Annotated in this window: 24 protein-coding genes; 10 read left to right on the top strand and 14 right to left on the bottom strand. The window is 71.0% G+C overall.

Annotation, left to right across the window (positions count from 1 at the left end; all coding sequences use genetic code 11):
• Nucleotides 1–7: 7 nt before the first annotated feature.
• Both Actob_RS10040 and Actob_RS10035 read right to left on the bottom strand, forming a co-directional pair.
• Complete coding sequence (locus Actob_RS10040) at nt 8–1,678, bottom strand: SulP family inorganic anion transporter (RefSeq protein WP_284919791.1); 1,671 nt, start codon at nt 1,676–1,678, stop codon at nt 8–10.
• A 10-nt stretch (nt 1,679–1,688) separates the two neighbouring features.
• Nucleotides 1,689–2,186 (bottom strand): DUF1269 domain-containing protein, encoded by a 498-nt coding sequence (locus Actob_RS10035; RefSeq protein ID WP_284919790.1) that lies wholly within the window; start codon nt 2,184–2,186, stop codon nt 1,689–1,691.
• Between the two features lie 217 nt (nt 2,187–2,403).
• Here Actob_RS10035 and Actob_RS10030 point away from each other — a divergent pair, with 217 nt between their 5' ends.
• The 4 genes from Actob_RS10030 to Actob_RS10015 are packed head-to-tail and all read left to right on the top strand — an operon-like array spanning nt 2,404 to nt 5,615.
• Nucleotides 2,404–2,613, top strand: a complete 210-nt coding sequence (locus tag Actob_RS10030) for a hypothetical protein (RefSeq protein WP_284919789.1) — start codon at nt 2,404–2,406, stop codon at nt 2,611–2,613.
• Nucleotides 2,610–3,767 carry an AI-2E family transporter gene (locus Actob_RS10025; RefSeq protein WP_284919788.1) on the top strand — a complete coding sequence of 386 codons (1,158 nt, stop codon included), beginning with the start codon at nt 2,610–2,612 and terminating at the stop codon, nt 3,765–3,767. Before Actob_RS10030 ends, Actob_RS10025 begins: the two co-directional genes overlap by 4 nt.
• Before the next feature lie 4 nt (nt 3,768–3,771).
• Nucleotides 3,772–4,266, top strand: coding sequence for a DUF1269 domain-containing protein (locus Actob_RS10020; RefSeq protein WP_284919787.1), 495 nt, complete (start codon nt 3,772–3,774; stop codon nt 4,264–4,266).
• Nucleotides 4,263–5,615, top strand: coding sequence for a DUF2252 domain-containing protein (locus tag Actob_RS10015; protein ID WP_284919786.1), 1,353 nt, complete (start codon nt 4,263–4,265; stop codon nt 5,613–5,615). Before Actob_RS10020 ends, Actob_RS10015 begins: the two co-directional genes overlap by 4 nt.
• A 54-nt stretch (nt 5,616–5,669) precedes the next feature.
• On the opposite strand, the gene Actob_RS10010 is transcribed toward Actob_RS10015, so the two are convergent.
• Nucleotides 5,670–7,052 (bottom strand): hypothetical protein, encoded by a 1,383-nt coding sequence (locus tag Actob_RS10010; protein WP_284919785.1) that lies wholly within the window; start codon nt 7,050–7,052, stop codon nt 5,670–5,672.
• 353 nt (nt 7,053–7,405) lie between these two features.
• On the opposite strand from Actob_RS10010, the gene Actob_RS10005 reads away from it, so the two are divergent.
• From Actob_RS10005 to Actob_RS09995, 3 genes are read left to right on the top strand one after another with little or no spacing between them, the layout of a single operon-like run.
• Nucleotides 7,406–7,639 (top strand): hypothetical protein, encoded by a 234-nt coding sequence (locus Actob_RS10005; RefSeq protein WP_284919784.1) that lies wholly within the window; start codon nt 7,406–7,408, stop codon nt 7,637–7,639.
• Nucleotides 7,639–8,091, top strand: coding sequence for a DUF6325 family protein (locus Actob_RS10000; protein ID WP_284919783.1), 453 nt, complete (start codon nt 7,639–7,641; stop codon nt 8,089–8,091). Before Actob_RS10005 ends, Actob_RS10000 begins: the two co-directional genes overlap by 1 nt.
• 6 nt (nt 8,092–8,097) lie before the next feature.
• Nucleotides 8,098–8,379 (top strand): SHOCT domain-containing protein, encoded by a 282-nt coding sequence (locus Actob_RS09995; RefSeq protein ID WP_284919782.1) that lies wholly within the window; start codon nt 8,098–8,100, stop codon nt 8,377–8,379.
• A 55-nt stretch (nt 8,380–8,434) separates the two neighbouring features.
• Here Actob_RS09995 and Actob_RS09990 read toward each other — a convergent pair whose 3' ends face one another.
• From Actob_RS09990 to Actob_RS09970, 5 genes are read right to left on the bottom strand one after another with little or no spacing between them, the layout of a single operon-like run.
• Nucleotides 8,435–8,851: an RDD family protein gene (locus Actob_RS09990; RefSeq protein ID WP_284919781.1), complete on the bottom strand. Its 417-nt coding sequence runs from the start codon at nt 8,849–8,851 to the stop codon at nt 8,435–8,437.
• Nucleotides 8,848–9,294, bottom strand: a complete 447-nt coding sequence (locus Actob_RS09985) for a hypothetical protein (protein ID WP_284919780.1) — start codon at nt 9,292–9,294, stop codon at nt 8,848–8,850. Before Actob_RS09985 ends, Actob_RS09990 begins: the two co-directional genes overlap by 4 nt.
• Complete coding sequence (locus tag Actob_RS09980) at nt 9,291–11,417, bottom strand: cation-translocating P-type ATPase (protein ID WP_284922287.1); 2,127 nt, start codon at nt 11,415–11,417, stop codon at nt 9,291–9,293. Before Actob_RS09980 ends, Actob_RS09985 begins: the two co-directional genes overlap by 4 nt.
• Nucleotides 11,418–11,428: 11 nt before the next feature.
• Nucleotides 11,429–11,932, bottom strand: a complete 504-nt coding sequence (locus tag Actob_RS09975; protein ID WP_284919779.1) for a cation-transporting P-type ATPase — start codon at nt 11,930–11,932, stop codon at nt 11,429–11,431.
• Nucleotides 11,929–12,381 carry a DUF6069 family protein gene (locus Actob_RS09970; RefSeq protein WP_284919778.1) on the bottom strand — a complete coding sequence of 151 codons (453 nt, stop codon included), beginning with the start codon at nt 12,379–12,381 and terminating at the stop codon, nt 11,929–11,931. Before Actob_RS09970 ends, Actob_RS09975 begins: the two co-directional genes overlap by 4 nt.
• Nucleotides 12,382–12,705: 324 nt before the next feature.
• On the opposite strand from Actob_RS09970, the gene Actob_RS09965 reads away from it, so the two are divergent.
• Nucleotides 12,706–13,929 (top strand): pyridoxal phosphate-dependent aminotransferase, encoded by a 1,224-nt coding sequence (locus Actob_RS09965; RefSeq protein ID WP_284919777.1) that lies wholly within the window; start codon nt 12,706–12,708, stop codon nt 13,927–13,929.
• Here Actob_RS09965 and Actob_RS09960 read toward each other — a convergent pair.
• From Actob_RS09960 to Actob_RS09935, 6 genes are all read right to left on the bottom strand, one after another.
• On the bottom strand, nt 13,926–14,912 hold the full coding sequence (locus tag Actob_RS09960) for an aldo/keto reductase (RefSeq protein WP_284919776.1): 987 nt from the start codon (nt 14,910–14,912) through the stop codon (nt 13,926–13,928). The two genes, Actob_RS09965 and Actob_RS09960, sit on opposite strands and share 4 nt — an antisense overlap.
• 4 nt (nt 14,913–14,916) lie before the next feature.
• Nucleotides 14,917–15,147 carry a hypothetical protein gene (locus Actob_RS09955; protein ID WP_284919775.1) on the bottom strand — a complete coding sequence of 77 codons (231 nt, stop codon included), beginning with the start codon at nt 15,145–15,147 and terminating at the stop codon, nt 14,917–14,919.
• 230 nt (nt 15,148–15,377) lie between these two features.
• Nucleotides 15,378–17,177 (bottom strand): glycoside hydrolase family 15 protein, encoded by a 1,800-nt coding sequence (locus Actob_RS09950; RefSeq protein ID WP_284919774.1) that lies wholly within the window; start codon nt 17,175–17,177, stop codon nt 15,378–15,380.
• A gap of 172 nt (nt 17,178–17,349) precedes the next feature.
• A complete protein-coding gene (locus Actob_RS09945) occupies nt 17,350–18,192 on the bottom strand; it encodes a geranyl diphosphate 2-C-methyltransferase (protein ID WP_284919773.1) in 843 nt (280 codons plus the stop codon).
• A gap of 12 nt (nt 18,193–18,204) precedes the next feature.
• Nucleotides 18,205–19,431, bottom strand: a complete 1,227-nt coding sequence (locus Actob_RS09940) for a family 2 encapsulin nanocompartment cargo protein terpene cyclase (RefSeq protein ID WP_284919772.1) — start codon at nt 19,429–19,431, stop codon at nt 18,205–18,207.
• A complete protein-coding gene (locus Actob_RS09935) occupies nt 19,431–20,840 on the bottom strand; it encodes a family 2B encapsulin nanocompartment shell protein (RefSeq protein WP_284919771.1) in 1,410 nt (469 codons plus the stop codon). Before Actob_RS09935 ends, Actob_RS09940 begins: the two co-directional genes overlap by 1 nt.
• A 257-nt stretch (nt 20,841–21,097) precedes the next feature.
• Between Actob_RS09935 and Actob_RS09930 the strand changes: the two genes are divergently transcribed.
• Together Actob_RS09930 and Actob_RS09925 are read left to right on the top strand one after the other, a co-directional pair.
• Complete coding sequence (locus Actob_RS09930; protein WP_284919770.1) at nt 21,098–21,607, top strand: hypothetical protein; 510 nt, start codon at nt 21,098–21,100, stop codon at nt 21,605–21,607.
• A 48-nt stretch (nt 21,608–21,655) separates the two neighbouring features.
• Nucleotides 21,656–22,849, top strand: a complete 1,194-nt coding sequence (locus Actob_RS09925) for a GAF domain-containing sensor histidine kinase (protein WP_284919769.1) — start codon at nt 21,656–21,658, stop codon at nt 22,847–22,849.
• Nucleotides 22,850–22,863: the final 14 nt, after the last annotated feature.

Below are 22,863 nucleotides of genomic sequence, written 5' to 3'. Positions count from 1 at the left end.
TGCCGGGTCAGCGGGCATCCTCCCGCAGGGCTGAAACCGCGTCCTCGACGGTCGGGAAGAAGTGCGCCGGATCGATCGTCCGGGTCAGCTTGTACCTGTCGATCTTCTCCCGCACCGGTGACTTCATCTCCGCGAAGACCAGTGAGATCCCGGCCTCGTTCAGTTCCTCGTCGAGCTCCTCGAGCATGTCCGCGGCGGTGGTGTCGACGTCGGTGATCGGCTCGGCGGCCACCACGACGTACCGCGGTTTCGGCTCGGCGCGGACGGCGGCCCGGACCTCCTCACGGAACGTGCGCGCGTTCGCGAAGATCAGCGGCGCGTCGAACCGGAAGATCACCATCCCGGGCTCCCGCACGGCGTCCGGGAAGGACCGCACGTCGTGATACCCGTTCACGCCGGCCGGCCGGCCCAGCACGGTCCGGTACGGCCACCACAGGCGGCGGAACACGTTGAGCACCGACAGGCCGACAGCGACGGCGATGCCGGGCAGCACGCCGAGCAGGGCGACGCCCAAGAAGGCCGCCGCGGCGAGGGCGAACTCGACCCGGCGCTGCCTCCACAACCGGCGCATCCCCGGCAGGTCGGCCAGCGACAGCGAGGCGGCGATCACCACGGCGGCCAGGATCGGCTGCGGCAGGTTCTTCAGCAGGCCGGGCGCGAGGACCAGCAGCAGGGTGATCGCGGCGGCGCCGACCAGGCCGGTGAGCTGGCTGCGGGCGCCGGCCTGGAAGGCCACGGCGGTCCGCGAGCCGCTGGTGCTGACCGGGAAGCCCTGGAAGAAGGCGGCGCTCAGGTTGGCCGCGCCGATCCCGAGCATCTCCCGGTTGCCCTGCACCTCCTGGTCGGTGCGGGCGGCGAAGGCGGACGCGGTGGAGATGGTGTCGGTCACCGAGACCAGGGTGATGCCGAGCGCGCCGGCCGCCAGCAGACCCAGGTCGTGCCAGCTCGCGTGCGGCAGCGTGAACGGCGGGAAGCCGCGCGGCAGCGCGCCCACCACGTCCACGTCGAGGTCCAGCAGCGACACCGCGGCGATCGAGGCCACCACGACGACCAGGATGCCCGGCACCTTCGGCAGGTAGCGCCGCAGGAGCAGGATGAGCAGCAGCCCGCCGGCGCCCAGGGTGACCGCGGCCGGCACCGTCTCGCCGTTCACCACCCCGCTGACGAAGCCGCCCGCCTCCGCGAACAGCCCGTCGGCGTCCACCGAGAACCCGAACAGCTTCGGCAGCTGACCGATCAGGATGGTCAGGGCCAGTCCGTTCATGTAGCCCAGCTGGGTGGGGTGGGCCAGCAGGTCGGCGACGAAGCCCAGCTTGGCGACCGCCGCCACGGTCATCATCACGCCGACCATCAGCGCCAGCATCGACGCCAGCGCCACCGGATCGGCACCGGAGGCGGCCACGATCGGCACGATCACCGCGGCGATCATCGGCCCGAGCGACGAGTCCGGCCCGAGGACCAGCACCTTGGAGGGGCCGATCAGGGCGTACGCCACCAGGCACAGGATGCTGGTGTAGAGCCCGGTGATGGCCGGCAGGCCGGCCAGCTCCGCGTACGCCATCCCCTGCGGCACCAGCAGCGTGGTCAGCACCAGCCCGGCCACCAGGTCCCGGCCCGGATGCTCGGCGCTGACCCGGAAAACGCCGCCCAGCCAGGCCGGGCGGCGTCCACTCTCCATGGTCCGGACCCTACTTGCCGGCGCCGCCGCCGTGCAGCGCGTCCTGCAGCTCTTCCTCGGTCTCCTTCGGCAGCGAGGACTTCAGCACCGTGCCGCCGAACTTACTCAGTGCCTCGACCGCCTTGTCCGGCGTCACCGACTCGACGACCAGGAACAGCGCCGACGTGCCCGGCTGCAGCTCCTCCCGGATCCGCTCCTGGAACTCCTTGTTGATCGCGTTCTTGGCGATCTTGCCGGTGAGCGCGCCGAGGCCGGCGCCGACCGCCATGCCCAGCACCGGGATGAAGAAGAGCATGCCGAACAGCAGGCCCCAGAACATCCCCCACGTGGCCCCGCCGCCCACCGCGTGGTGGTTGGTGGTGACGTGGTACTTGCCCTCGCGGTCCCGGATGATCACGGCGATCGCGTCCGGCTGGATGATCAGATCCTTGGCTAGCCGGTCGGCCTCCAACGACGCCGCTGTCGCCGTGGTCTCGTCGGGATAGCCGATGGCGACCAGTGTTGACATGTCGTGCTCCTTCCGCATCGTGTCGCCACCGCGGCGCGGCCCGGCGGCGTGATGCCCAGTCAGCCACGGCGCGCGGCGCCGATCCTCATTCCGGACGGATGACTTCTCCCGGTTCGCCGTTCGCCGCCGGGTTGTTCATCCCCGGTGGGCGATGCACCGGTACGGCGAGGACCGCGAGTGTCGAGGGACATCTTTTGCCGCCCGAGGGGAGCAGGTCATGCAGGAGCGATACGAGATCCGGGTGCGCGGTTTCCTCGGCCCGCTGCTCCGCAGGACTCTCGGTGAGTTGCGGGTCCGGCCCATCCCCCGGCAGAGCACGATCCGCGGCCGGCTCTCCGACGACGACCTGGAACGACTGCTCACCCGCCTGGACAAGTCCGGCGTCCAGGTGGTCTGCCTGACCTCGCTGGGCGAGACACGGCCGTGAGGTCCACGCCCGACGCCCGGCCGGGCCGGGGCATGAACCGGCCGGTGGTCCGTCCGGGGCACCGCCGCAACCAGACGGTGCCGGTGCCACCCGCGATGCTGCCCCGCGGGGCGCTGGTGCTGCTCGGCTGCGCCTGCCTGGTGGTCGTGGTGGCCGGGCTGCGCTGGGTGTCCGACCTGATCGGCCCGGTCTTCCTGGGCCTGATGCTGGTGGTCACGGTCAGTCCGCTGACCGGGTGGCTGCGCCGCCGCCGGGTGCCGGGCTGGCTGGCCGCGCTCGCCACGGTGCTGGTGATCTACGCGATCCTGGTCGCGCTGGGCGCCGCCCTGGCGGTGTCGGTCACCGAGCTGATCGACCTGATGCCGACGTACGCCCAGCAGTTCAGTGACCTGCGCGACGCCATCGTGAACGGCCTCGGCTCGCTGGGCGTGAGCACCGAGCAGGCGCGCACCGCGGTGGGCGCGGCCAACCCGGAGTCGGTGCTGCACGCGATCGGCTGGCTGTTCGGCGGGCTGGCCGCGGTGCTGTCGAACACCCTGTTCCTGGCCGCGGTGCTGCTGTTCATGTGCCTGGACGCGGTGGAGTTCCCGGCCCGGCTGCGCATCGTGGTGGGCGAACGGCCGCAGGTCGTCGCCGCGCTCCGCTCGTTCGCCGGGGGCACCCGCCGCTACCTGGTGGTCTGCACGGTGTTCGGGCTGATCGTGGCGGTCTTCGACACGCTGCTGCTGTGGGCGCTCGGCGTGCCGCTGCCTCTGCTGTGGGGCCTGCTGTCGTTCATCACCAACTACATCCCGAACATCGGCTTCGTGATCGGCGTGATCCCGCCGGCGCTGCTCGGCCTGCTGCAGGGCGGCCCGCAGCTGATGATCACCGTGATCGTGCTGTACTGCCTGGTCAACTTCATCATCCAGTCGGTGATCCAGCCCAAGGTGGTGGGCGACGCGGTCGGGTTGTCGACCACCATCTCGTTCCTGGCGCTGATCTTCTGGGCCTGGGTGCTGGGCGGGCTCGGCGCGCTGCTGGCCATCCCGCTGACCCTGCTCGCCAAGGGCCTGCTGGTGGACATCGACCCGAGCACGCGGTGGATGAACGTCCTGCTCGCCGATTCCCCCGCACAGGATGAGGCTCCGGCCGCACCCGCACCGCGACCATGACGGCATGACGACCTTCACGGTATGGAAGTACGACGATCCGAAGGGCGCCGAGCACGCGTTCGACGCCGTCAAGTACGCGGCCGCCGACGATCTGGTGAAGATCGTCGACCACGCGATAGTGACCTGGCCGCAGGGCGCGAGCAAGCCGGACACCCACCACGCGCACGACCGCACCCGGCGCGGCACCGGCTGGGGCGCGTTCTGGGGTGTGGTGCTGGGCAGCCTGTTCTTCATCCCGGTGATCGGCGGCGTGGTCGGCGCCGGGGTGGGTGCGCTGGCCAAGGCCACCGAGGGGACTGGGATCGACCGCGAGACGCTGGAGCGGATCCGGCTGGAGGTCACCGAGGGGACCTCGGCGCTGTTCCTGGTCACCGAGGAGGGCAATCTGGACCGGCTGGGCGAGCGGTTCCACGGGATGGGCATGAAGCTGGTCGCCACCAACCTCACCGACGAGGAACGCGACGAGCTGCTCGAGACCTTCGGCGACCACCGGCCATGAGCACCGTGCTCGCCGGTCCGCGGGCCCGTGCCGAAGCCGGCCGGGCGGCCCGGGAACGTACCCCGCTCGACCGGCACGGCTCGTTCCAGCCCGCCGCCGACCGCCCGGATCCGGTGGACCTGCTCTTCGCCCAGGAGGCGAACCGGCTGCCCGAACTGCTCGACCTGCGTCACAAGCGGATGCGGGCCTCGCCGCTGGCGTTCTACCGCGGGGCGGCCGCCGTACTGGCCGCCGACCTCGCCGCGCAGCCGCACTCGGGCCTGACCGCCCAGCTCTGCGGGGACGCCCACCTGTACAACTTCGGGCTGTTCGCCTCGCCGGAGCGGCGGCTGGTGTTCGACCTCAACGACTTCGACGAGACGTTCCCCGGCCCCTTCGAGTGGGACGTGAAGCGGCTGCTGGTCAGTGTCGCGCTGGCCGCCCGGGCCAACGACTTCGGCCGCCGGGACCGGGCCTGGATCCTGCGGGCCGCCGGCCGGCGCTACCGGGAGGCGATGGCCGGCTTCAGGAAACTCGGCGAGCTGGACGTCTGGTACGCCCACGCCGACGTGGACGACGTCATGGCGCGGCTGGACAAGGAACGCCGCCGCAAGGTGGCCGCGGCCGGCGCCAAGGCACGGGCCCGGACCAGCCTGCAGGCGTACCGGAAGCTGACCGAGGTGGTCGGCGGCCGGCGGCGGATCGTGGCCGACCCGCCGCTGCTGGTCCCGGCGGCCGATCTGCTGCCCGAGGTGGAACGGGTCGAGCTGGAGGAGCAGATCCGCGGGCTGCTGGCCGAGTACCGGGAGACGCTCGCCGAGGACCGGCGGCACCTGTTCGACGCGTACCGCTTCGTCGACCTGGCCCGCAAGGTGGTCGGTGTGGGCAGTGTCGGCACCCGCTGCTGGATCGTCCTGTTGACCGGCCGTGACGACACCGATCCGCTGCTCCTGCAGGTCAAGGAGGCCAACCGGTCGGTGCTCGGCCCGGACACCCCGGATCCGCTGGGCGAGGGCCACCGGGTGGTCGCCGGGCAGCGGCTCATGCAGGCCAGCAGCGACATCTTCCTGGGCTGGGACCGGGCCGTCGGCTTCGACGGGCAGACCCGCGACTTCTACGTCCGCCAGCTGCGCGACTGGAAGGGGTCGGTGACCACCGAGGAGATGAACCCGGAGGGCCTGCGGGCGTACGCCGAACTGTGCTCCTGGATCCTGGCCCGCGCACACGCCCGCAGCGGCGACCGCATCGCGATCGCGGCCTACCTGGGCCGCGGTGACCGCTTCGAACGCGCCCTGGCCGACTTCGCCGAGTCCTACGCCACCCAGACCGAACGCGACCACGCCGCCTTCAAAGCGGCCACCAAGTCCTGACCACACGACAGCGACCCCGGGCGCCGGCGGCACCCGGGGTCGCTGTCGTGCCGGTCAGGTGCCCGGCTGCGGCTCGGCGGCGAGCGGCTCCGGCTCGCGCCGGCCGATCACCGTGACGGCCACCTCGTAGGCGGCCAGCAGGATCAGGATCACCAGCAGGGACGTCCAGGAGGACAGGATCAGGGCGAGGATCGCGGCGACCACCACGCCGGCGATCCGGACCGGGTCGAGGTGTGCGGCGATCCAGCCGGGGCCGCGGGCGGCCAGCACCGCGGAACCGGAACGCACGCCGCGGCCGGTCGCCCGGCCGGCCCGGGCCAGCTGGGCGCGCAGCCACCGCGGGAAGCGGCCCGGCCCGACCAGGTAGGCCAGCACGGCGAGCACCACGCCGATCACGATGATCTGCGTGCCCCGGTCCCGGAGCAGGCCGAACACGCTGGTCATCGCGGCGTCCACGCCGTCGCGGTAGACACCGCCGGGTACCTGTTCGAGGATCTCCCGGCGTACCGCCCGCAGGATCGCGGTGATCGTCACCGCCGCGACGACCAGCCACAGCCCCAGTTGCAGGGTGGTCCGCCGGCGGCGCGGCGAGATCAGGAACGCGGCGAGCACCAGCAGGACGGTGGCGGCGACGAACAGCGCCAGGTACCGCTTGGCGGCGACGACGGCCTGCTGAGCGGCGTACAGCTGCCCGGAGTCGTAGACGGTGAACTGGGCGAAGTTCGCCGGCAGCTCCACACCGAGCTGCTCGGAGATCCGATCGCGCAGGTTGGCGGGGATCTCGCCACTGCTCAGGTCGGGCAGTGTGATCGTCTTGCCGAACATGGTGGGCAACTGGTCGCTCACCGCCCGGATCGCCTGGTTGATCAGCGGCAGCAGGTCGATCTGGATCCGGTCCGAGGAGGCGGTGAGCACGTCGCTGGTGCCGTTGAGGACCGCCATCACCCGCTGGTGCACCCGCCGGTTCAGCTCCATCCAGATCGGCTGGAAGCGGTCGCTGCGCAGCACGTTCGTCACGATCTTGTCGACCTGCTCGCGCAGCTGACCGGTCAGCGGGCCGACCACGAAGCCGGCCTGCGGCGGCAGCACCGCGCGCAGCCGGGCGTCCACGTCGACCACCTCGAACAACTGAGTGGTGGCGTACTCGGCGACGGCGGTGGAGACCGCGGGGTCCTGCGGCAGCGGGGCGACGGTGGCCACGTAGCGGTCGGTGTTCAGCGTGGTGCGCGCCGCCCACAGCCCGACCACGCTGGTGACCAGGCAGAACGCGGCGATGGCGACGAGTGTCGCGGCGATGGTGCCGCGGATCGGGTGGCGGCCGGTGCGCTGCCGGCGAGGCGGCGGGCGGGTGTCGAGCCGGGCGCGCAGCGACGCGACCTCGGCACGCAGGCGTTCGAGCTCCGCGGCGTCGTCGCCGGCCAGGCCGCCGGCTGCCACGGGCGGGTCCTCCGGGCGTACCGGGAAAGGGTTCTCTGATGCCGCGGCGGGTGACGAACTCGCGGAGCCTGTCATGATCTCTCCCTTGCGGGCCTCGGGCCGGCGCGGGCCGCGCGAGGCGCGGACGCCGGCATGCGCCGACGGTCGCCGACATCGGTCACCCACCGCCTCACCCGGTGGGGATGAACCCGGCCGGCGACCGGCGCTTTCACCCGCGACGGATGAGGACCCGGCCCGGACCGGCGAGCACGCTGGGGCCAGCGCATCGGGGCCGGGACCACCGGCGGAGCCGGCGTGGGCCCGCCTCGTGGCGCCGGCTCACCTCCCGGACCATCACGAGCTGAGGGGAATCCATGACCAGGAGAGAGATCGCAAAGCAGCGAGCCGGGGACGCCTATCTGGTGCTCCGGGGCCGCCCGGCGCGGCCGGACTACGGCATCCTCGTGGTGCTGCCGCTGGTCGCGGCGGCCGGCGGCGCGCTGATCGCGCTGGGCCTGGAGGCGCTGGTCAGCCGCCGCCGGGCACCGGAGCGGGTGGCCGGGATCGCGGACGCCGCGGACCGCCGTCTCGAGCCGGTGGGTGCCTGATGACCGATCTTCAGGAGATGGGACCGATCGACTACCTGTGCATCGAGTTCCCGCGGGGCAGCCTGACCGGCAAGGCGTTCCCGATGCTGCTGGACCTGGTGGACCAGCACACCATCCGGGTGCTCGACCTGCTGTTCGTCCGCAAGGCGGCGGACGGCGCGGTGATGGCGCTGGACGGCACCGAGATGGACGTGGCCGGGCTGGGCGCGTTCCACGGCGCGGCGTCCGGCATCCTCGGCGGCGACGACCTGCGCGAGATCGGCGACATCCTGGCGCCGGGCGCGGCGGCGGCCGTCCTGGTCTACGAGAACACCTGGGCCGCGCCGCTGGCCCGGACCCTGCGGGAGGCCGGCGCGCAGCTGGTCGCCGGCGGCCGGATCCCGGTACAACAGCTGCTGTCCGCACTGGACGAGACCGAGTCCGAACAGTCCACCATCACGAGCGGGAGTTGATCGGCGATGCCGGGTTTGCTCAGGGGAGTCGCACGCACCGCGGTGATCGCCGGCACGGCGACAGCGGTGTCCAACCGGGTGTCGCGGCGGCAGGCCGGCCGCTGGTCCCGGCAGGCACAGGAGGAGGATTACAACGCCCAGCAGCCGGAGCCGGAGCCGGCCGCCCCGGCGCCGGATCCGATGTCGGTGAAGCTGGAGCAGCTCAAGCAGCTGTCCGAGCTGAGGGCGCAGGGTCTGCTGAGCGACGCCGAGGTCGAGGTGCAGAAGGCCAAGATCCTGGGGTCCTGAGGTTTGTCCGGCCGGTCACCGCGCTCGTGGTGACCGGCCTTTTTCGGTACGCCCCTCAGCCCTCCCGGATCACGGTGGTCATCGCCACCTTGTCGGGCAGTCCCTGCCGGCGGCGGTCGACCAGCAGCCACAGGGCGCCGATCGGGAAGTACGCCAGCAGCAGCCCGCGGACCAGCGCGGCGAACCAGCGCACCGGGCGGCCGTCGGAGCGGACCACCCGGACGCCGAGCACCGCCATCCCCGGAGTGCGCCCGGCCAGGCTCCAGAACAGCGCGCAGTACACCGCCAGCAGGGCCGGCAGGAATACCAGGTAGCCGGAGAGCAGCATCTCGGCGAGCTTGCGCGCCTCGGTGCCGACGACCGACGCGACCGCCGCCAGCGCGGTCAGCCCGGCACCGGTCAGCAGCCCGACGGTAAGGGTGTCGATCAGGTACGCCAAGGTCCGGCTGACCAGCCCGGCGTATCCGGTCATGGCGTCTCGCCGCGCCGCACCCGCATGGTGAACCGGTCGACGGCACTGTCCCCGGCTGCCGCCCCGGCGCGCACCCGGCCGACCGCCTCGCCGACGATGCTGTCCCTCTGGCCACGGACCAGCGCCCGGATCCGGTCCGGGTCGTGCTCCAGCATGCCGAGCACCCGGTTCAGCTGGGCGTCCACCACACGTTCGACGATGGTGGAGTGGGCCAGCCGCTCCACCGCGGCGTCGACGGCCCGCTGGGCGCCGCGTACGCCACGCTCGCGCTCCGCGGCGCCCCGCTCGGCGAGGATCGTCCATCGGGCCCAGGCCTCGCCGGCCGTACGCAAGCTCTCCCTGTCGAACCGCGACCGGAGCTCGGCCAGTCTGTCGGCGCTCTTCTCACCCACCCGGAACACCGCGCCGATGGCGACATCGCCCAGCTGGATCAATGCGATCATTCCGAACCTCCCGCCCGGCGCCGCAGCACCGCCTTGCGAATCTCGGTGGGCACGAGCACGGTGAGCGCGGCGACCAGGCAGACACCCCACTGCCACAGGTCCAGGTGGACGGTCTGCAGGATGCGCTGGAACAGGCCGAACTCGGTGGCCAGCACGATCGCGGCCAGCGACATCCCGCTGGTGATCACGAAGCGCCGGTCGTTGAAGGTCTCCAGGCTGAAGACCGAGCGGATGTCGCTGCGCACGGTGAAGGAGAAGATCAGGTTCATCAGCGAGAACGCGGTCAGGCCCATGGTCCGGGCGACACCGACGTCCCTGTTCCGCTCGGCGAACCAGATCACCAGCAGCGTGATCACGCCCATGAACAGGCCGAGCAGGCTCAGCCAGCCGAGCACCCGGTTGGTCAGCAGCGGCTCGTCGGAACGGCGCGGCCGGCGCCGCATGATGTCCGGCTCGGCGTTGCCGTACCCGAGGCCGACGGACTGGAAGACCTGCGTGGTGAAGTTCAGCCACAGGGTCTGCAGCGGCACGAACGGCACGCCGGCCGCGATGTTGCCGATGCTCGCCGCGAGGAACGTGACGATCATGGCGGCCAGCACGCCCATCTGGAAGAAGATGTACTTCTTCAGGTTGGCGTAGAGGGCCCGGCCCAGCTCGACGGCCTTCACGATGGTGGCGAAGTCGTCGTCGGTGAGGATCATCGCGGCGGCTTCCTTGCTCACCTCGGTGCCGGTGATCCCCATCGCGATGCCGATGTCGGCCTTCTTCAGTGCCGGCGCGTCGTTCACGCCGTCGCCGGTCATCGCGACGATGTGACCCTTGCGGCGGAGCGCCTCGACCAGGCGTACCTTGTGCTCCGGGGTGACCCGGGCGATCACGCCGATCCCGTCGAGTTCCCGGTCCAGCTCGTCGTCGCTCATCGCGGCGAACTCGGCGCCGGTGATCGCCCGGCCGCGGATGCCGAGCTTGCCGGCGATGGCGGCCGCGGTGATCGCGTGGTCACCGGTGATCATGCGGACCTCGATGCCCGCCGCGTGCGCCTGCTCGATGGCGGCCCTGGCCTGCGGCCTCGGCGGGTCGACGATGCCGACCAGGGCGAGCGGCTCCAGACCGGTCAGCGTCTCCAGCAGGTCATCCGCCGGATCGAAGCCGTCGATGTCCTTGCGGGCGGTCGCCAGCACCCGGAGCCCCTGCCGGGCCAGCCGATCGTTCTCGGCCAGGTAGCGTTCGCGCTGCTCGGGTGTCACATCGCAGCGCGCGAGAAGCTGATCAGGGGCGCCCTTGACGAAACAGCGGACCGTCTTGTCCGAGACCTGGTGAAAGGTAGCCATCAATTTGTACGCCGCGTCGAACGGCAGTTCGGCGATCCTGGGGTACTTCTCCCGGGTCGCCTCGGCGTCCAGGCCGCCCTTCTCCGCGAGCACCACGAGCGCGCCCTCGGTCGGGTCACCGATCATCGCGCCGTCGGAGATCACCGCGTCCGAGGCCAGGATCATCGGCAGCAGGTACTCCTCCAGCGGGGTGTCCGGCTCCCCGGCCACCCGCTTGATGGTGCCCTCGGTGGAGTAACCGCTCCCGGAGATCTTGTAGCGCCGCCCCGGGATGGCCATCTCGGTGGCCGTCATCTGGTTCAGCGTCAGCGTCCCGGTCTTGTCCGAGTTGATCGCCGAGGTGGAGCCGAGCGTCTCGGTGGAGCGCAGCCGTTTCACTATCGCGTTCGACCTGGCGAGCAGCTGGGTGCCGAGCGACAGGATGGTGGTGACGACGGCCGGCAGCCCGGTCGGGATGGCCGAGACCGCGAAGGCGACGGCGGCGGTGAACACCACGTTGAACTCGTTGCCCCGGGCCAGGTTGATCACGACCGAGGCGAGCAGCGCGAACCCGGCGATGTAGAGGATCTGGTTGGTCAGCCGGGCAAGCTGCCGGGTGAGCGGGGTGTCCGCGTCCTTCTCCGTCTGCAGCATCCCGGAGATCCGGCCGACCTCGGTGTTCATCCCGGTCGCGGTGACCAGCAGCTCGCCGGAGCCCCGGGTCACGTTGGTGTTCATGTACGCCATGTCGGACCGGTCGCCCAGGTCGGCGTCGACCTTCTCGAGCGGTTCGACGTTCTTGGCGACCGGCAGGCTCTCCCCGGTCAGCGCGGACTCGGCGATCTCAGGGTGGCCGCGCGCAGCAGCCGCCCGTCGGCCGGGACCACGTCGCCGGCTTCGACCTGCACCACGTCGCCGGGCACCAGATCCTCGGCGGCCAGCTCCACCAGCTTGCCGTCCCGGCGTACCCGGGTCTTGATGATCATCATCTTCTGCAGCGCGTCGATGGCGGCCGCGGCCTTGCCCTCCTGGTGCAGGCCGAGGAACGCGTTGAGCAGGGTCAGGGCGATCAGCATGACGCCGGTACCCCACTGCTTCAGCGGGTAGAGGCTGCCCAGGCCGGCGGCGAGCAGCACGATCTGCATCGGGTCGGCGTACTGCCTGACGAACGAGCGCCACCACGGCTCCCGCTCGGCCTCGGCGAATTTGTTCGGGCCGTACTTCGCCCGGCGGGCGGTGGCCTCGGCACCGCTCAGGCCGCGCTGCTGGTCGACCTGCTCGACCTCCAGCGCCTCCGGGACGGTGAGCACGTGAAACGTCGTGGTCATCGGTAACCTCGCACCGGCACGGCGATCGAGGAGCGCGCCGTTCCGGCCACCAGCGACCCGATCGCGATCCCGATGATCATGTTGAGCCCCGCGGTGTAGAACTGTGATCCACGGCTGGCGTCGGTGACGAACGGCGCGAGCATCGCCGAGATCGTGGCCAGCGTGATCACCCAGCCGAAGAACCGCATCGGCCGCGGGGTGGTCAGCAGCAGCACGTGCACCAGGCCGGTGGCGGCCAGGGCGGCGGCCGCGGCACCGAGGGCGTACCACCCGGTGCTCGCGTCACCCCAGGTGCCCTCGCCCTTGGGGGCCAGCACGTCCACGCCGAAGACTCCGCGCCCGAGCAGGATCCCGGCGATGGCGATCAGGGCCGCCACCGCCGCGGTGGCTCCGCCGCCGGCCCACAGTTTCCCGGCGTTGACGGTGGGTTTGACAGGTTCGACGGTCATGGCGCTGAGGATCGCCGTGGCCCGCCCGTCACCGCCTCATCCGACCGGGATGAAAGCACCGGCCGCCCTGCTCCGGGCGCGGCGACGGGCCACTCCCATCCGGTCCGGACCGCCGCCGCGCCGCCGGGCACCGCCCGCGCCTCGTCCGCCACGGTCACCGAGCCGAGCACGACACATCCGATCAATCCGGTACGCACGATCCCCCGCATGTCGTTCCTTTCCTCCGCCTTAACGCTCCGCGAGGATCAACGATGTTGTGAACGATCGGGCTGCGAGTCCCGTACTCGGGGACGGCAACGTCACCGAGGGCATCGGGAGGACACCGTGGCACGGACCGGAATCGACACCGCGATCCTGCACAAGGGAGCGCACAGCGCCTCCTACTTCGACCTGGCCAGAGCGGCCGGTGAGGGCGCCGAGATCGTCGACTTCTGCATCCCGTGCAACCCGTATTTCCCCACCCCGGAGATGTTCGACGAGCTCACCCGGGAGCTGACGAACATCCTCAAGTACTACCCGAGCGACTCGGCCACCATCACCAGGAAGCTGGCCGGCGTGCTCAACCTGCACCCGCAGACGGTGGCGATGGCGAACGGCTCCACCGAGCTGATCACCTGGATCGACCACCTGCTGGTCAAGGAGAGTCTGGCCGTCCCGATCCCGACCTTCGGCAGGTGGACCGACCAGCCGCTGGAGACCGGCAAGCGGGTGGACATGTTCCCGCTGCAGGAACGCGACGGCTTCCGGCTCGACCTGGAGGAGTACGTCGAGTTCATCAGGGAGCGCCGGTCCCGGGTCGCGGTGGTCTGCAACGTCAACAACCCGGACGGCAACTACCTGCCGCGGCGCGACGTCATCCGGTTCATGGACCAGCTCAGCGACCTCGACCTGGTGGTCATCGACGAGTCGTTCATCGACTTCTCGGATGCCGAGCGTTACCCGTCGGTCGGCCCGGACGCGGTGATCCGCCCGAACACGGTGGTGCTCAAGTCGCTCGGCAAGAACTTCGGCCTGCACGGCATCCGGTTCGGCTACATGCTCGCCAACCCGGCGATCGCCGGCAAGATCGCGAAGATGCTGCCGAAGTGGAATGTGAACTCCCTCGCGGAGAAGGTGGTCCACATGATCCAGCAGCACGAGATGGAGTACGAGGAGAGCCTGCGCCTGCTCAGCCGCGACCGCCGGTCGATGGGCCGGGAGCTGCAGCGCATCCCCGGCCTCACCGTCTTCCCGTCGCAGGGCAACTTCTTCCTGGTCAAGCTGCCGACCGAGTGGTCCGGCGTGGCACTGCGCGACTTCTTGGTCGCCAACCACGGCATCATGACCCGCGAGTGCGGCAACAAGCTCGGCATGACCAGCCAGTTCATGCGCCTGGTGGTGCGGCCCGCCCCGGACGTGGACCGCCTGGTCGACGGCATGCTCGACTACTCGCAGCGCTTCCACGGCCGGTCCGTCTACGAGTCGGACCCGCTGGAGTCGAGCAGCCGCCGCTGGACCGAGCAGTACGAGGAGAAGGAGTACTCCCCGCGCCGCGCCGCCGTCGCCTAGAGGTTCGTCATCCTCTCCATCTGCTCGGGGTAGCGCCCCCCGTGCACCTCGATCTTGGCCGCGGCCGTCTCGATCTCCGCCAGGTCGGCGGCGGTCAGCTCGATTCGGTCCGCGCCGAGGTTCTCCTCCAGCCGGTCGAGGCGCCGGGTGCCCGGGATCGGCACTATCCACTGCCGCTGCGCGAGCAGCCAGGCGAGCGCCACCTGCGCCGGGGTCGCCGCCTTCCCGGCCGCGATCCGCGCGATCAGCTCGACCAGCGCCTGATTCGCCTCGCGCGCCGCCGCCGAGAACCGGGGCAGCCCGTTGCGCATGTCGTTCGCCGCGAAGACGGTGTCCGCGCCGATCTTGCCGGTCAGGAAGCCGCGGCCCAGCGGGCTGAACGGAACGAACCCGATCCCCAGTTCCGCCAGGGTGTCGAGCAGTTCCTCCTCGGGACGCCGCCACCACAGCGAGTACTCACTCTGCACCGCCGTCACCGGCTGCACCGCGTGCGCCCGCCGGATCGTCCCGGGCGCCGCCTCGGACATCCCGAAATGCCGGACCTTGCCGGCCGCTATCAGGTCCCGGACCGTTCCGGCGACGTCTTCGATCGGCACGTCCGGGTCCACCCGGTGCTGGTAGAACAGGTCGATCGCGTCCACCCGCAGCCGCCGCAGCGAACCCTCGGCCACCTTGCGGATGTTCTCCGGCCGGCTGTCCACCCCGGGTTGCTGCCGTCCGTCCGCGTCGATCCGGAAACCGAACTTGGTGGCGATCACCACCTGGCCGCGGAACGGTTCCAGCGCCTCGCCGACCAGCTCCTCGTTGACCCACGGCCCGTAGACCTCCGCCGTGTCGAAAAGCGTGACGCCTCGCTCCACGGCGCCGCGCAACAGCGCGATGTTCGCCTCCCGGTCCGGTCCGGGTCCGTAGCCGTGGCTCATCCCCATCGCGCCGAACCCGATCGCCGAGACCGTCAGGTCCCCCAGTCTTCTCTCCCGCATGCCCTCACACGCTACGGACACCGCCCTCGCCGGCAACCCGAAACCGCACTGTGGTTCCGGCCGCCGCGCGGGCTCCCGCCCCGGGCACGCTCGGGGGACCCAGCGGAATGATCGGCCCCAGCCCGGCCAGCCCGGCCATGGCGTTCCCCGGCGTCCCCGCCACGTCGATCATGATTTCCGGCATGTCGAATACGATCGTCCGGCGCGCGGCCCGGAACAACGCGAAAGATCGCACCGCCGATTAACCTGTCGGTTATCGTTCGCCGGTGCCGCCACCGGCTGGCGCTCACGGTGGTATCCCGGGACCGGACACCACCACCACGACCAGCCACCAAACCCACGGCTGGCGCTCACAGTGGTATCCCGAGACCGGACACCACCACTACGACCAGCCGCCAAACCCACGGCTGGCGCTCACGGTGGTATCCCGGGGCGGGAGACCACCACCACGACCAGCCGCGGGGTTTACTTGAGGCCCTCCTTGGCGCGGACCTCGGTCGGGGCCAAGGCGCTGGTCAGCGTGCGGGCGGTGTCGATCAGCGGGACGTGGCTGAAGGCCTGCGGGAAGTTGCCGACCAGCCGGCCCGCGGCCGTGTCGTACTCCTCGGACAGCAGGCCGACGTCGTTGCGCAGGGCCAGCAGCCGGGCGAACGTCTCGCGGGCCTCGTCGTGCCGGCCCATCAGGGCATAGTTGTCGGCCAGCCAGAACGTGCAGGCCAGGAACGCGCCCTCGCCGGGCGGCAGACCGTCCACGTCGGTGTCCGGGTGCTGGGTGTAACGCTGCACGAAACCATCGACGAGCAGGTGTTTCTCGATCGCGGCGACGGTGCCGGCCACCCGCTCGTCGTCGGCGGGGAGGAAACCGACCAGCGGGACCATCAGCATCGCGGCGTCCAGTTCCTCGGAGCCGTAGTACTGGGTGAACGTCTTGCGCACCGGGTCGTACCCGTTCGCCAGGATGTCGTCGCAGATCCGGGAGCGCAGCCGGGTCCACCGCTCCAGCGGGCCGGGCAGGCCGAACTCCTCGATCGCCTTGACCGCGCGGTCGGCCGCCACCCAGGCCATCAGCTTGGAGTGGGTGAACTGTTTCGGGCCGCCGCGCACCTCCCAGATGCCCTCGTCCGGGTCCTGCCAGTGCTCCTCGACGAACTCCATCAGCTTGACCTGCAACCCCCACGCCGGGTCGTCGGCCTTGAGCCCGGCCCGCCGCCCCTGGTGCAGCGCGTCCATCACCTCGCCGTAGACGTCGAGCTGGAACTGCTCGGCGGCGGCGTTGCCGATCCGCACCGGGTTGCCGTCGTACCCGGTGAGCCAGTCGGCTAGGTACTCGTCGAGGCGGCGCTCACCGGCCACGCCGTACATGATCTGCAGTTCCTCGGGGTTGCCGGCGATGGCCCGCAGCAGCCATTTGCGCCAGGCGATCGCCTCGCTCTGGAAGCCGGAGAAGAGCAGTGCCTGCAGGGTGATGGTGGCATCGCGCAGCCAGCAGAACCGGTAGTCCCAGTTGCGGACCCCACCGAGTTTCTCCGGCAGGCTGGTGGTGGCGGCCGCGACGATGCCGCCGGTCGGGGCGTAGGTCAGCGCCTTCAGGGTGAGCAGCGAGCGGACCACGGCGTCGCGCCACTCGCCCTCGTAGGTGCAGGCGGACACCCAGCCGCGCCAGTAACCCTCGGTGACGCCGAGCTCGTGGGCCGGGTCGAGCGGCTCGGGCGGGGGCAGATGCGAGGGACGCCAGGTCAGCACGAACGGCACGCGCTCACCGGCGCGTACCGAAAAATCGGCTTTTGTGGTCAGGTTCTCGCCGCGCAACTCGACGGGGGTGCGCAGCCAGGCCGCATCCGGACCGGCCACCGCCACCAGTGCCTCGCCCTCGCGATACACCCACGGGACGACGTGCCCATAGTCGAAGCGCAGCCGCAACTCCATGCTGAAGTCGACCCGCCCCCGGACGCCCTCGATGATCCGGACCACCGAGGGCGACTCGGTCCGCGGCGGCATGAAGTCGATGAGCCGGGCCACCCCGTCCGCGGTCTCGAACTCGGTCTCCAGCACCAGGGTCTCGTCCCGATAGCGGCGCCGCGTGGTGACGACGCCGGCCGCAGAGAGAGTCCAGTGACCGTTCTCGGCCGACCCGAGCAGCGCCGCGAAGATCGCCCCGGAGTCGAAGCGGGGCACGCACAGCCAGTCGATGGACCCGTTGCGGCCGACCAGCGCGGCGGTCTGGGTGTCCGCGATGATCGCGTAGTCCTCGATCGGCAACGCCATACCAGCTCCTGTACCCCGCGGGCACAGCGGAAAACAACCACCCGGACACAGCGGAAAACAACCCCTCGGGCAGCGGAGAACGACCCCGCCGGCGCGGCCAGGAACAGCCGGGAAAGACAGACCGCCGCCGGGGGCGCGGAGCCCCCGGCGGCGGCACATCCGGCCGGGCTGGTCAGACCCGGTCGGCGGCGATCAGGAGGTAGTGAAAACTGCCTTCCCGATACGCCGTGAGAAAAGCCTCCTCGATCCCGGTGGCCACCTCCGACTTGGCCCGGAGCTCCCAGTACGGGATCGTCGCCGCGGTCAGGTCGACCACGTTGATCGGCACCAGCCCGTTCGCCGCGAGCGCCTTGAAGTACTCGCTGCGCGGATGGATGTCGCAGGTGTAGTGCTCGTTGATCCGGCTGACCGACTTGGCGCGCCGGCCGGTCACGTCGTTCGCGCAGCCGGTGATGCAGACGTACCGGCCGCCGAACCGGAGCATCCGGGCGAACTCCGCGTAGAGGTCGAACAGGTCGACGTACATCGTCGTCTCGTTCGTCCAGATGGCCCGCCGCGAACCGTCGCCGAAGCCGGACGCCAGCATGTTCCGGAAGTGGAACCGCACCTGATCGGCGACCCCGCGCCGGGCGGCCTGCTCGTTCGCGAAGTCCACCTGGTATTCCGAGATCGACACCCCGTCGACCCGGCAGCCGAACCGGGCGTTGGCCATGATGCTGGTCCCGCCGCGCCCGGATCCGCCGTCCAGCACCGCGTCGCCCGGCTGGACTGGCCCGAGATGATCGAGCAGCAGGTCGGCCTGCGCGCTCTCCAGTCGGTGCAGCTCGGCGATGACGCCCTGGCCGGGGCCGTCGAGCACGCTCCAGTCCGGCTCACCGACGCCGTAGTGGTGGTGGTAGAGCCCGTCGACCTCGCCGAGACGCAGGTTGACCGGGTCCACGCGGTTGGTGTTCCAGTAGTCGGCGACCGAGCGTTCGAAGTCGGTACGCAGCGGCGAGACAGCGGTAGTGGTCACGAAATTTCCCCCTTAATCGGACGAGTGGTACCGGCCGCTCGTGGCATGCCACTCCCGACTCCCGCCCAGCCACGCCCAGGTGTCCGCCAGGAACCGGCGCAACTGAGGCGAACCGGCCACGCTCAGCGCCCCGGCCAGCCGGACGAAGTCGTCCATCAGCTCGTTGTGGATCTCGACGGTCCGCAGCACCGCCGCCCGGTGGCCGAGTCCCTCATCGGCCATCAGCACGCTCGGCAGGTTGTGGTCGTTCTCGGACTCGTTCTTGCCGGAGTACAGGTCGTTGATCAGCACCGCGGCGTTACCGGCCGTGGTGAACGCCCGCCGCACGTCGGGGTGGTGGAACTCGTCCGCCGGCAGCTCGTAGCCGGCCAGCACGTCGATCAGGATCATCGGTGGCAGGTAGCTGTTGAGATGCCGCTGCACGAGGTACTCCCAGACCGGCGGCGTGCGCCGGTTCGCGTGCCAGTCCGCCTCCTGCGTCCAGGCCAGGAAGAGGATCGCCATCTGGTGCTGGAACCGGCCCAGCTGCGCGACGCTCGCGTACTCGGCCAGGTGTGCCATGGCGCTGCGGAACGCCACCGAGATCGGCTGGAGCCGGTGGTACGCCTCGTAGCCGGCCCGGTACCGCGGCACCATCGACACCGGATCGACCACCGCGAGCAGGTTGGCCAGCCGGGAACCGAGCACCATCGGGTCCGCGCCCAGCGACACCTCGTCCACGTAGTAGTCGTCCGCCGCCCACTCCGCGACCAGGCACTTCGTCGCGGCGAGCAGCCGGTCCGGATCGCTGGTGGCCGGGTGGGCGAGCATCATGAAGCGGCCGAAGTTCGCCGACCGCAGCGTGTCGAGGCGGCCCGGGTAGATGCCGACCTCGCCGGCCCAGCGGACGACTGCCTCGTTGACCCACTCCCCCAGGGCCGGGTCGTCGCGCAGCGGGCCGGGACAGTTGAGCCGCGGCCCATCGGTCCCCGGCGGCGGCACCGTCGCCGCGGACGGCCCCGACGGAGACGGCCTCGACGCGGACAGCGGCGGCCTCACCGAGGACGGACCCGGTGTCGACGAGGACAGCGACGGCCTCGACGCGGACGGCAGGAAGGCGCGCGCGGCGGAGGTGCCGAGTCCGCTCGGCCCAAGACCGATCATTTTCGGTACGCCGCCCAGCACCGCCCCGAGATCGCCGGACGGTGCCCCACCGCGGTCGCGCAGGATCGCCCTGCCGAGATCGGATGCGAGCGGCATCAGTGCGACAACTCGACGTGGTCCAGGATGCCCAGCGCGTCCGGCACCAGCACCGCCGCCGAGTAGTACGCGCTGACCAGATAGGACATGATGGCCCGCTCGTCGATCCCCATGAACCGCACCGACAGGCTCGGCTGGTACTCGTCCGGGATCCCGGTCTGGTGCAGCCCGACCACACCCTGGTCGGCCTCCCCGGTCCGCATCGCCAGGATCGACGTGGTGTGCGTCTCGGTCACCGGGATCTTGCCGCAGGGCAGGATCGGCACGCCCCGCCAGGACAGGAACTTGCCACCGTCCTGCTCCACCATCGGCGGGTAGATCCCCCGCTTGGTGCACTCCCGCCCGAACGCCGCGATCGCCTGCGGATGCGCCACGAACATCTTGGTGGACCGCCGCATGCTGAGCAGCTCGTCCAGGTCGTCAGGGGTGGGCGGCCCGCTCCGGGTGTGTATGCGCTGCCGCAGGTCGGCGCTGTGCAGCAGGCCGAACTCACGGTTGTTGACGATCTCGTACTCCTGGCGCTCGCGCAGCGCCTCGACGGTCAGCCGGAGCTGCTGCTCGAGCTGGTTCATCGGTTCGTTGTAGAGGTCGGCGACCCGGGTGTGCACCCGCAGGATGGTCTGCGCGACGCTCAGCTCGTACTCCCGGGGCGTCTGCTCGTAGTCCACGTAGGTGCCGGCCAGCTGCGGCTCGCCGGTGTGCCCGGCCGCCACCGCGATCGCCGCCTCGCCGTGCTTGTTCTGCGGCCGGCGGTTCTTGGCCCGGTACCTGTCGACGTGCGCCCGCAAGCTGTCGCTCTGGCCGAGCAGCTCGGTGAACGCCGACCGCGGCATGGTCAGCACCGTCACCGCCGTCATCGCCTTGGCGGTGTAGTCCCAGATCCGGCCCTCCTCGGTCAGCGACTGCTCGCCGAACGCCTCCCCGTCGGCCAGCACGCCCAGGTTGACCGGGTCGCCGTAGGTGCCGACGCCGACCTTGTCCACCTTGCCGTGGGCGATCAGGTAGACCCGGTCGGCCACCGAGCCGAACTCGACTATCGCCTGGCCCGGCTGGTACTCCTGCTGCACGAACTTGTCCGCCATCGCGGCCAGCACCTCGGCGTCGTCGAACTCGCTGAGCACCGAGAGCTCGCGCAGCTCGCCCGGGACCACCCGGACCTGTGCCCCGACGTTGGTGAAGCTGAGCCGGCCGTCGCCGATCCGGTAGGTCATCCGGCGGTTGACCCGGTAGGCGCCGCCGGAGACCTGGACCCAGGGCAGCTTCCGCAGCAGCCACCGCGACGTGATCTCCTGCATCTGCGGGACCGTCTTGGTGGTGGTCGTCAGGTTCCGCGCCGCCGCCGTGCTCAGGCTCCGCCGTCGCTGTTCCTGCTCGTCGTCCCGGATCTCGGCCTGCGTGGGGGTAGCCACCGTTCGTAACCCCGTTTCGTCGGTTTCCTGCGTGCCTACTTATGGTCGTTGTATCGCATATCCGACGTGTTTGTCGGGTTTCACGGATCTTGCACGCATGCTCTGACCAGGGATTTCGTTCCGAAGCGTGGGCACGTCCGCCGGCACCCGTCCGGTTCCCGGTTTCCCGCCGGCAGTCAGATGGCGCGCCTCCCGGCGCCCGGGGTGGCCGCCCGGTCCCGGTGGCTGCCACAGTCCCAGGCGGGAGGTGGTTTCCCTTGCGTACGACAATCGCCCGCACCACCGCAGCGCTGCTCACCCTGCTCGCCGGCGCCTGCACCGCCCCGCCCCGCACCGGTGCCGGTCCCGCGGCCACGCCGGCCGCCCCCACGACGGTGGTCGCGCGGGCCGCCGTCTCCTCGGCCGACTGCAACGCCGGGATCAGCACCGGTGCCCTCCCGGTGTGGGCGCGGGACGGCTTCTCCTCCGACGGATCGGGGGTCCCGCACCGTCTCGGCGACGAGGGCGGCCTGATGGCGATCCTGTTCGCCCCGCCGAGAGCCGACCCGGTGGACGGCACCAAGATCCTCTGGGTGTCCCGGCTGCCCGTCGAGACGGCCGCCCCGCTGACCATCAGCGGTGTCCGGCTGGACGGTCGCACCGCCACCCAGGAGCTGCCGAACGGCGCCGGCCCGTCGTCGGTGAAGATCCCCGAGCCGGGCTGCTGGGACCTCACCCTCACCTGGTCCGGGCACACCGACCGGATGCGTCTCTGGTTCACCGGGTGACCGCTCGACGAGCCTCAGGAACGCCGATGTCACGCCGATGGTCAGGCTATGAACGACGAGGTCGACGACGACGCCCGGCTCGCCGCGCTGCGCTCCTACCGGGTGCTGGACGAGCCACGGCCGGCGGTGCTCGACGACCTCACCCGGCTGGCGGCCACCATGTTCGACACCCCGATGGCGGCGATCTCGCTGATCGACCGGGATCGGCAGTGGTTCGCCGGCCGTGTCGGGCTGGCCGACGCGCAGACCCCGCTCGACGTGTCGTTCTGTGCCCAGGTGATCCCGGCCCGGCGGCCGCTGATCGTCCCGGACGCCACCGCGCACCCGCTGTTCTCCGGGTACCGCAACGTGCTCGACGCACCGAGCATCAGGTTCTACGCCGGCGCCCCGGTGATCGACGAGGACGGGCACGTGCTCGGCGCGATGTGCGTGATCGACGACGTGCCGCGGCAGGTCAGCGACCGGCAGGTGGAGGCGCTCAGCACGTTCGCCGGACAGGCCGCCACGCAGCTGGCGGCGATCCGCAACCGGATGCGGCTGGCCGACCTCGGCGATCACCTGGCCCGGGCGGCGCAGCGCGAGGACGACCTGGTCGCCACGATCACGCACGAGCTGCGTACCCCGGTGACCAGCATCCAGGGGTACCTGGAGCTGCTCAGCGAGAACGAGGAGCTGGCCGCGTACCGGAAGTTGATCGAACCGATCCAGCGCAACGGGCAGCGGCTGGTCACGATGGTCGACCACATCCTGTCCGGCACCCGGCCGGCCGACGCGCCGCTGCCCGCCCCGGTCGGCCCGGTCGACCTGAACACCGTGGTGGCCGCCGCGCTGACCGGCTGCCGGGCGCTCGTCGCGCAGCGCGCCGCGCCTGTCGACGTGCGGCCCGGTCCGCCGATCGTGGTGCGCGCCGACCTGGCCCGGCTGGCCCACGCCATCGAACAGGTGGTGCGCAACGCGCTGCTGTTCACCCCGGCCGACCGGCCGGTCACCGTCCGGGTCACCGCCGAGCCGCGCCCCACTGTCGAGATCACCGACCACGGCGTCGGCATCCCGGACGACGAGCTGGCCTACGTCTTCGACCGCTTCTACCGTGGCCGGCACGCGCGCGAGCAGGCGATTCCCGGCGTCGGCCTGGGCCTGACGATCGCCCGCGCCGCGATCGCCGCACACCTCGGTGAACTCACCCTGACCAGCGGCCCGGCCGGCACCACTGCCCGGGTGACCCTGCCCGCCGTGGCCTGAGCCCCGATACGGTA

The sequence above is a fragment of the Actinoplanes oblitus genome, from assembly GCF_030252345.1.
Lineage (GTDB): Bacteria > Actinomycetota > Actinomycetes > Mycobacteriales > Micromonosporaceae > Actinoplanes > Actinoplanes oblitus.
Note: the sequence above shows the minus strand (reverse complement) of the source record. Positions and strands in the feature narration are given on the sequence as shown.

What these genes read in the sequence shown, in the direction of transcription:
- Actob_RS09950 (WP_284919774.1), bottom strand. Translation starts at nt 17,177, where the DNA reads ATGGCGTTGCCGATCGAGGACTACGCGATCATCGCGGACACCCAGACC.
- Actob_RS10005 (WP_284919784.1), top strand. Translation starts at nt 7,406, where the DNA reads ATGACCAGGAGAGAGATCGCAAAGCAGCGAGCCGGGGACGCCTATCTG.
- Actob_RS10015 (WP_284919786.1), top strand. Translation starts at nt 4,263, where the DNA reads ATGAGCACCGTGCTCGCCGGTCCGCGGGCCCGTGCCGAAGCCGGCCGG.
- Actob_RS09960 (WP_284919776.1), bottom strand. Translation starts at nt 14,912, where the DNA reads ATGCGGGAGAGAAGACTGGGGGACCTGACGGTCTCGGCGATCGGGTTC.
- Actob_RS10040 (WP_284919791.1), bottom strand. Translation starts at nt 1,678, where the DNA reads ATGGAGAGTGGACGCCGCCCGGCCTGGCTGGGCGGCGTTTTCCGGGTC.
- Actob_RS10035 (WP_284919790.1), bottom strand. Translation starts at nt 2,186, where the DNA reads ATGTCAACACTGGTCGCCATCGGCTATCCCGACGAGACCACGGCGACA.
- Actob_RS09975 (WP_284919779.1), bottom strand. Translation starts at nt 11,932, where the DNA reads ATGACCACGACGTTTCACGTGCTCACCGTCCCGGAGGCGCTGGAGGTC.
- Actob_RS09995 (WP_284919782.1), top strand. Translation starts at nt 8,098, where the DNA reads ATGCCGGGTTTGCTCAGGGGAGTCGCACGCACCGCGGTGATCGCCGGC.
- Actob_RS10000 (WP_284919783.1), top strand. Translation starts at nt 7,639, where the DNA reads ATGACCGATCTTCAGGAGATGGGACCGATCGACTACCTGTGCATCGAG.
- Actob_RS09970 (WP_284919778.1), bottom strand. Translation starts at nt 12,381, where the DNA reads ATGACCGTCGAACCTGTCAAACCCACCGTCAACGCCGGGAAACTGTGG.
- Actob_RS10030 (WP_284919789.1), top strand. Translation starts at nt 2,404, where the DNA reads ATGCAGGAGCGATACGAGATCCGGGTGCGCGGTTTCCTCGGCCCGCTG.
- Actob_RS09985 (WP_284919780.1), bottom strand. Translation starts at nt 9,294, where the DNA reads ATGATCGCATTGATCCAGCTGGGCGATGTCGCCATCGGCGCGGTGTTC.
- Actob_RS09940 (WP_284919772.1), bottom strand. Translation starts at nt 19,431, where the DNA reads ATGCCGCTCGCATCCGATCTCGGCAGGGCGATCCTGCGCGACCGCGGT.
- Actob_RS09925 (WP_284919769.1), top strand. Translation starts at nt 21,656, where the DNA reads ATGAACGACGAGGTCGACGACGACGCCCGGCTCGCCGCGCTGCGCTCC.
- Actob_RS09990 (WP_284919781.1), bottom strand. Translation starts at nt 8,851, where the DNA reads ATGACCGGATACGCCGGGCTGGTCAGCCGGACCTTGGCGTACCTGATC.
- Actob_RS10020 (WP_284919787.1), top strand. Translation starts at nt 3,772, where the DNA reads ATGACGACCTTCACGGTATGGAAGTACGACGATCCGAAGGGCGCCGAG.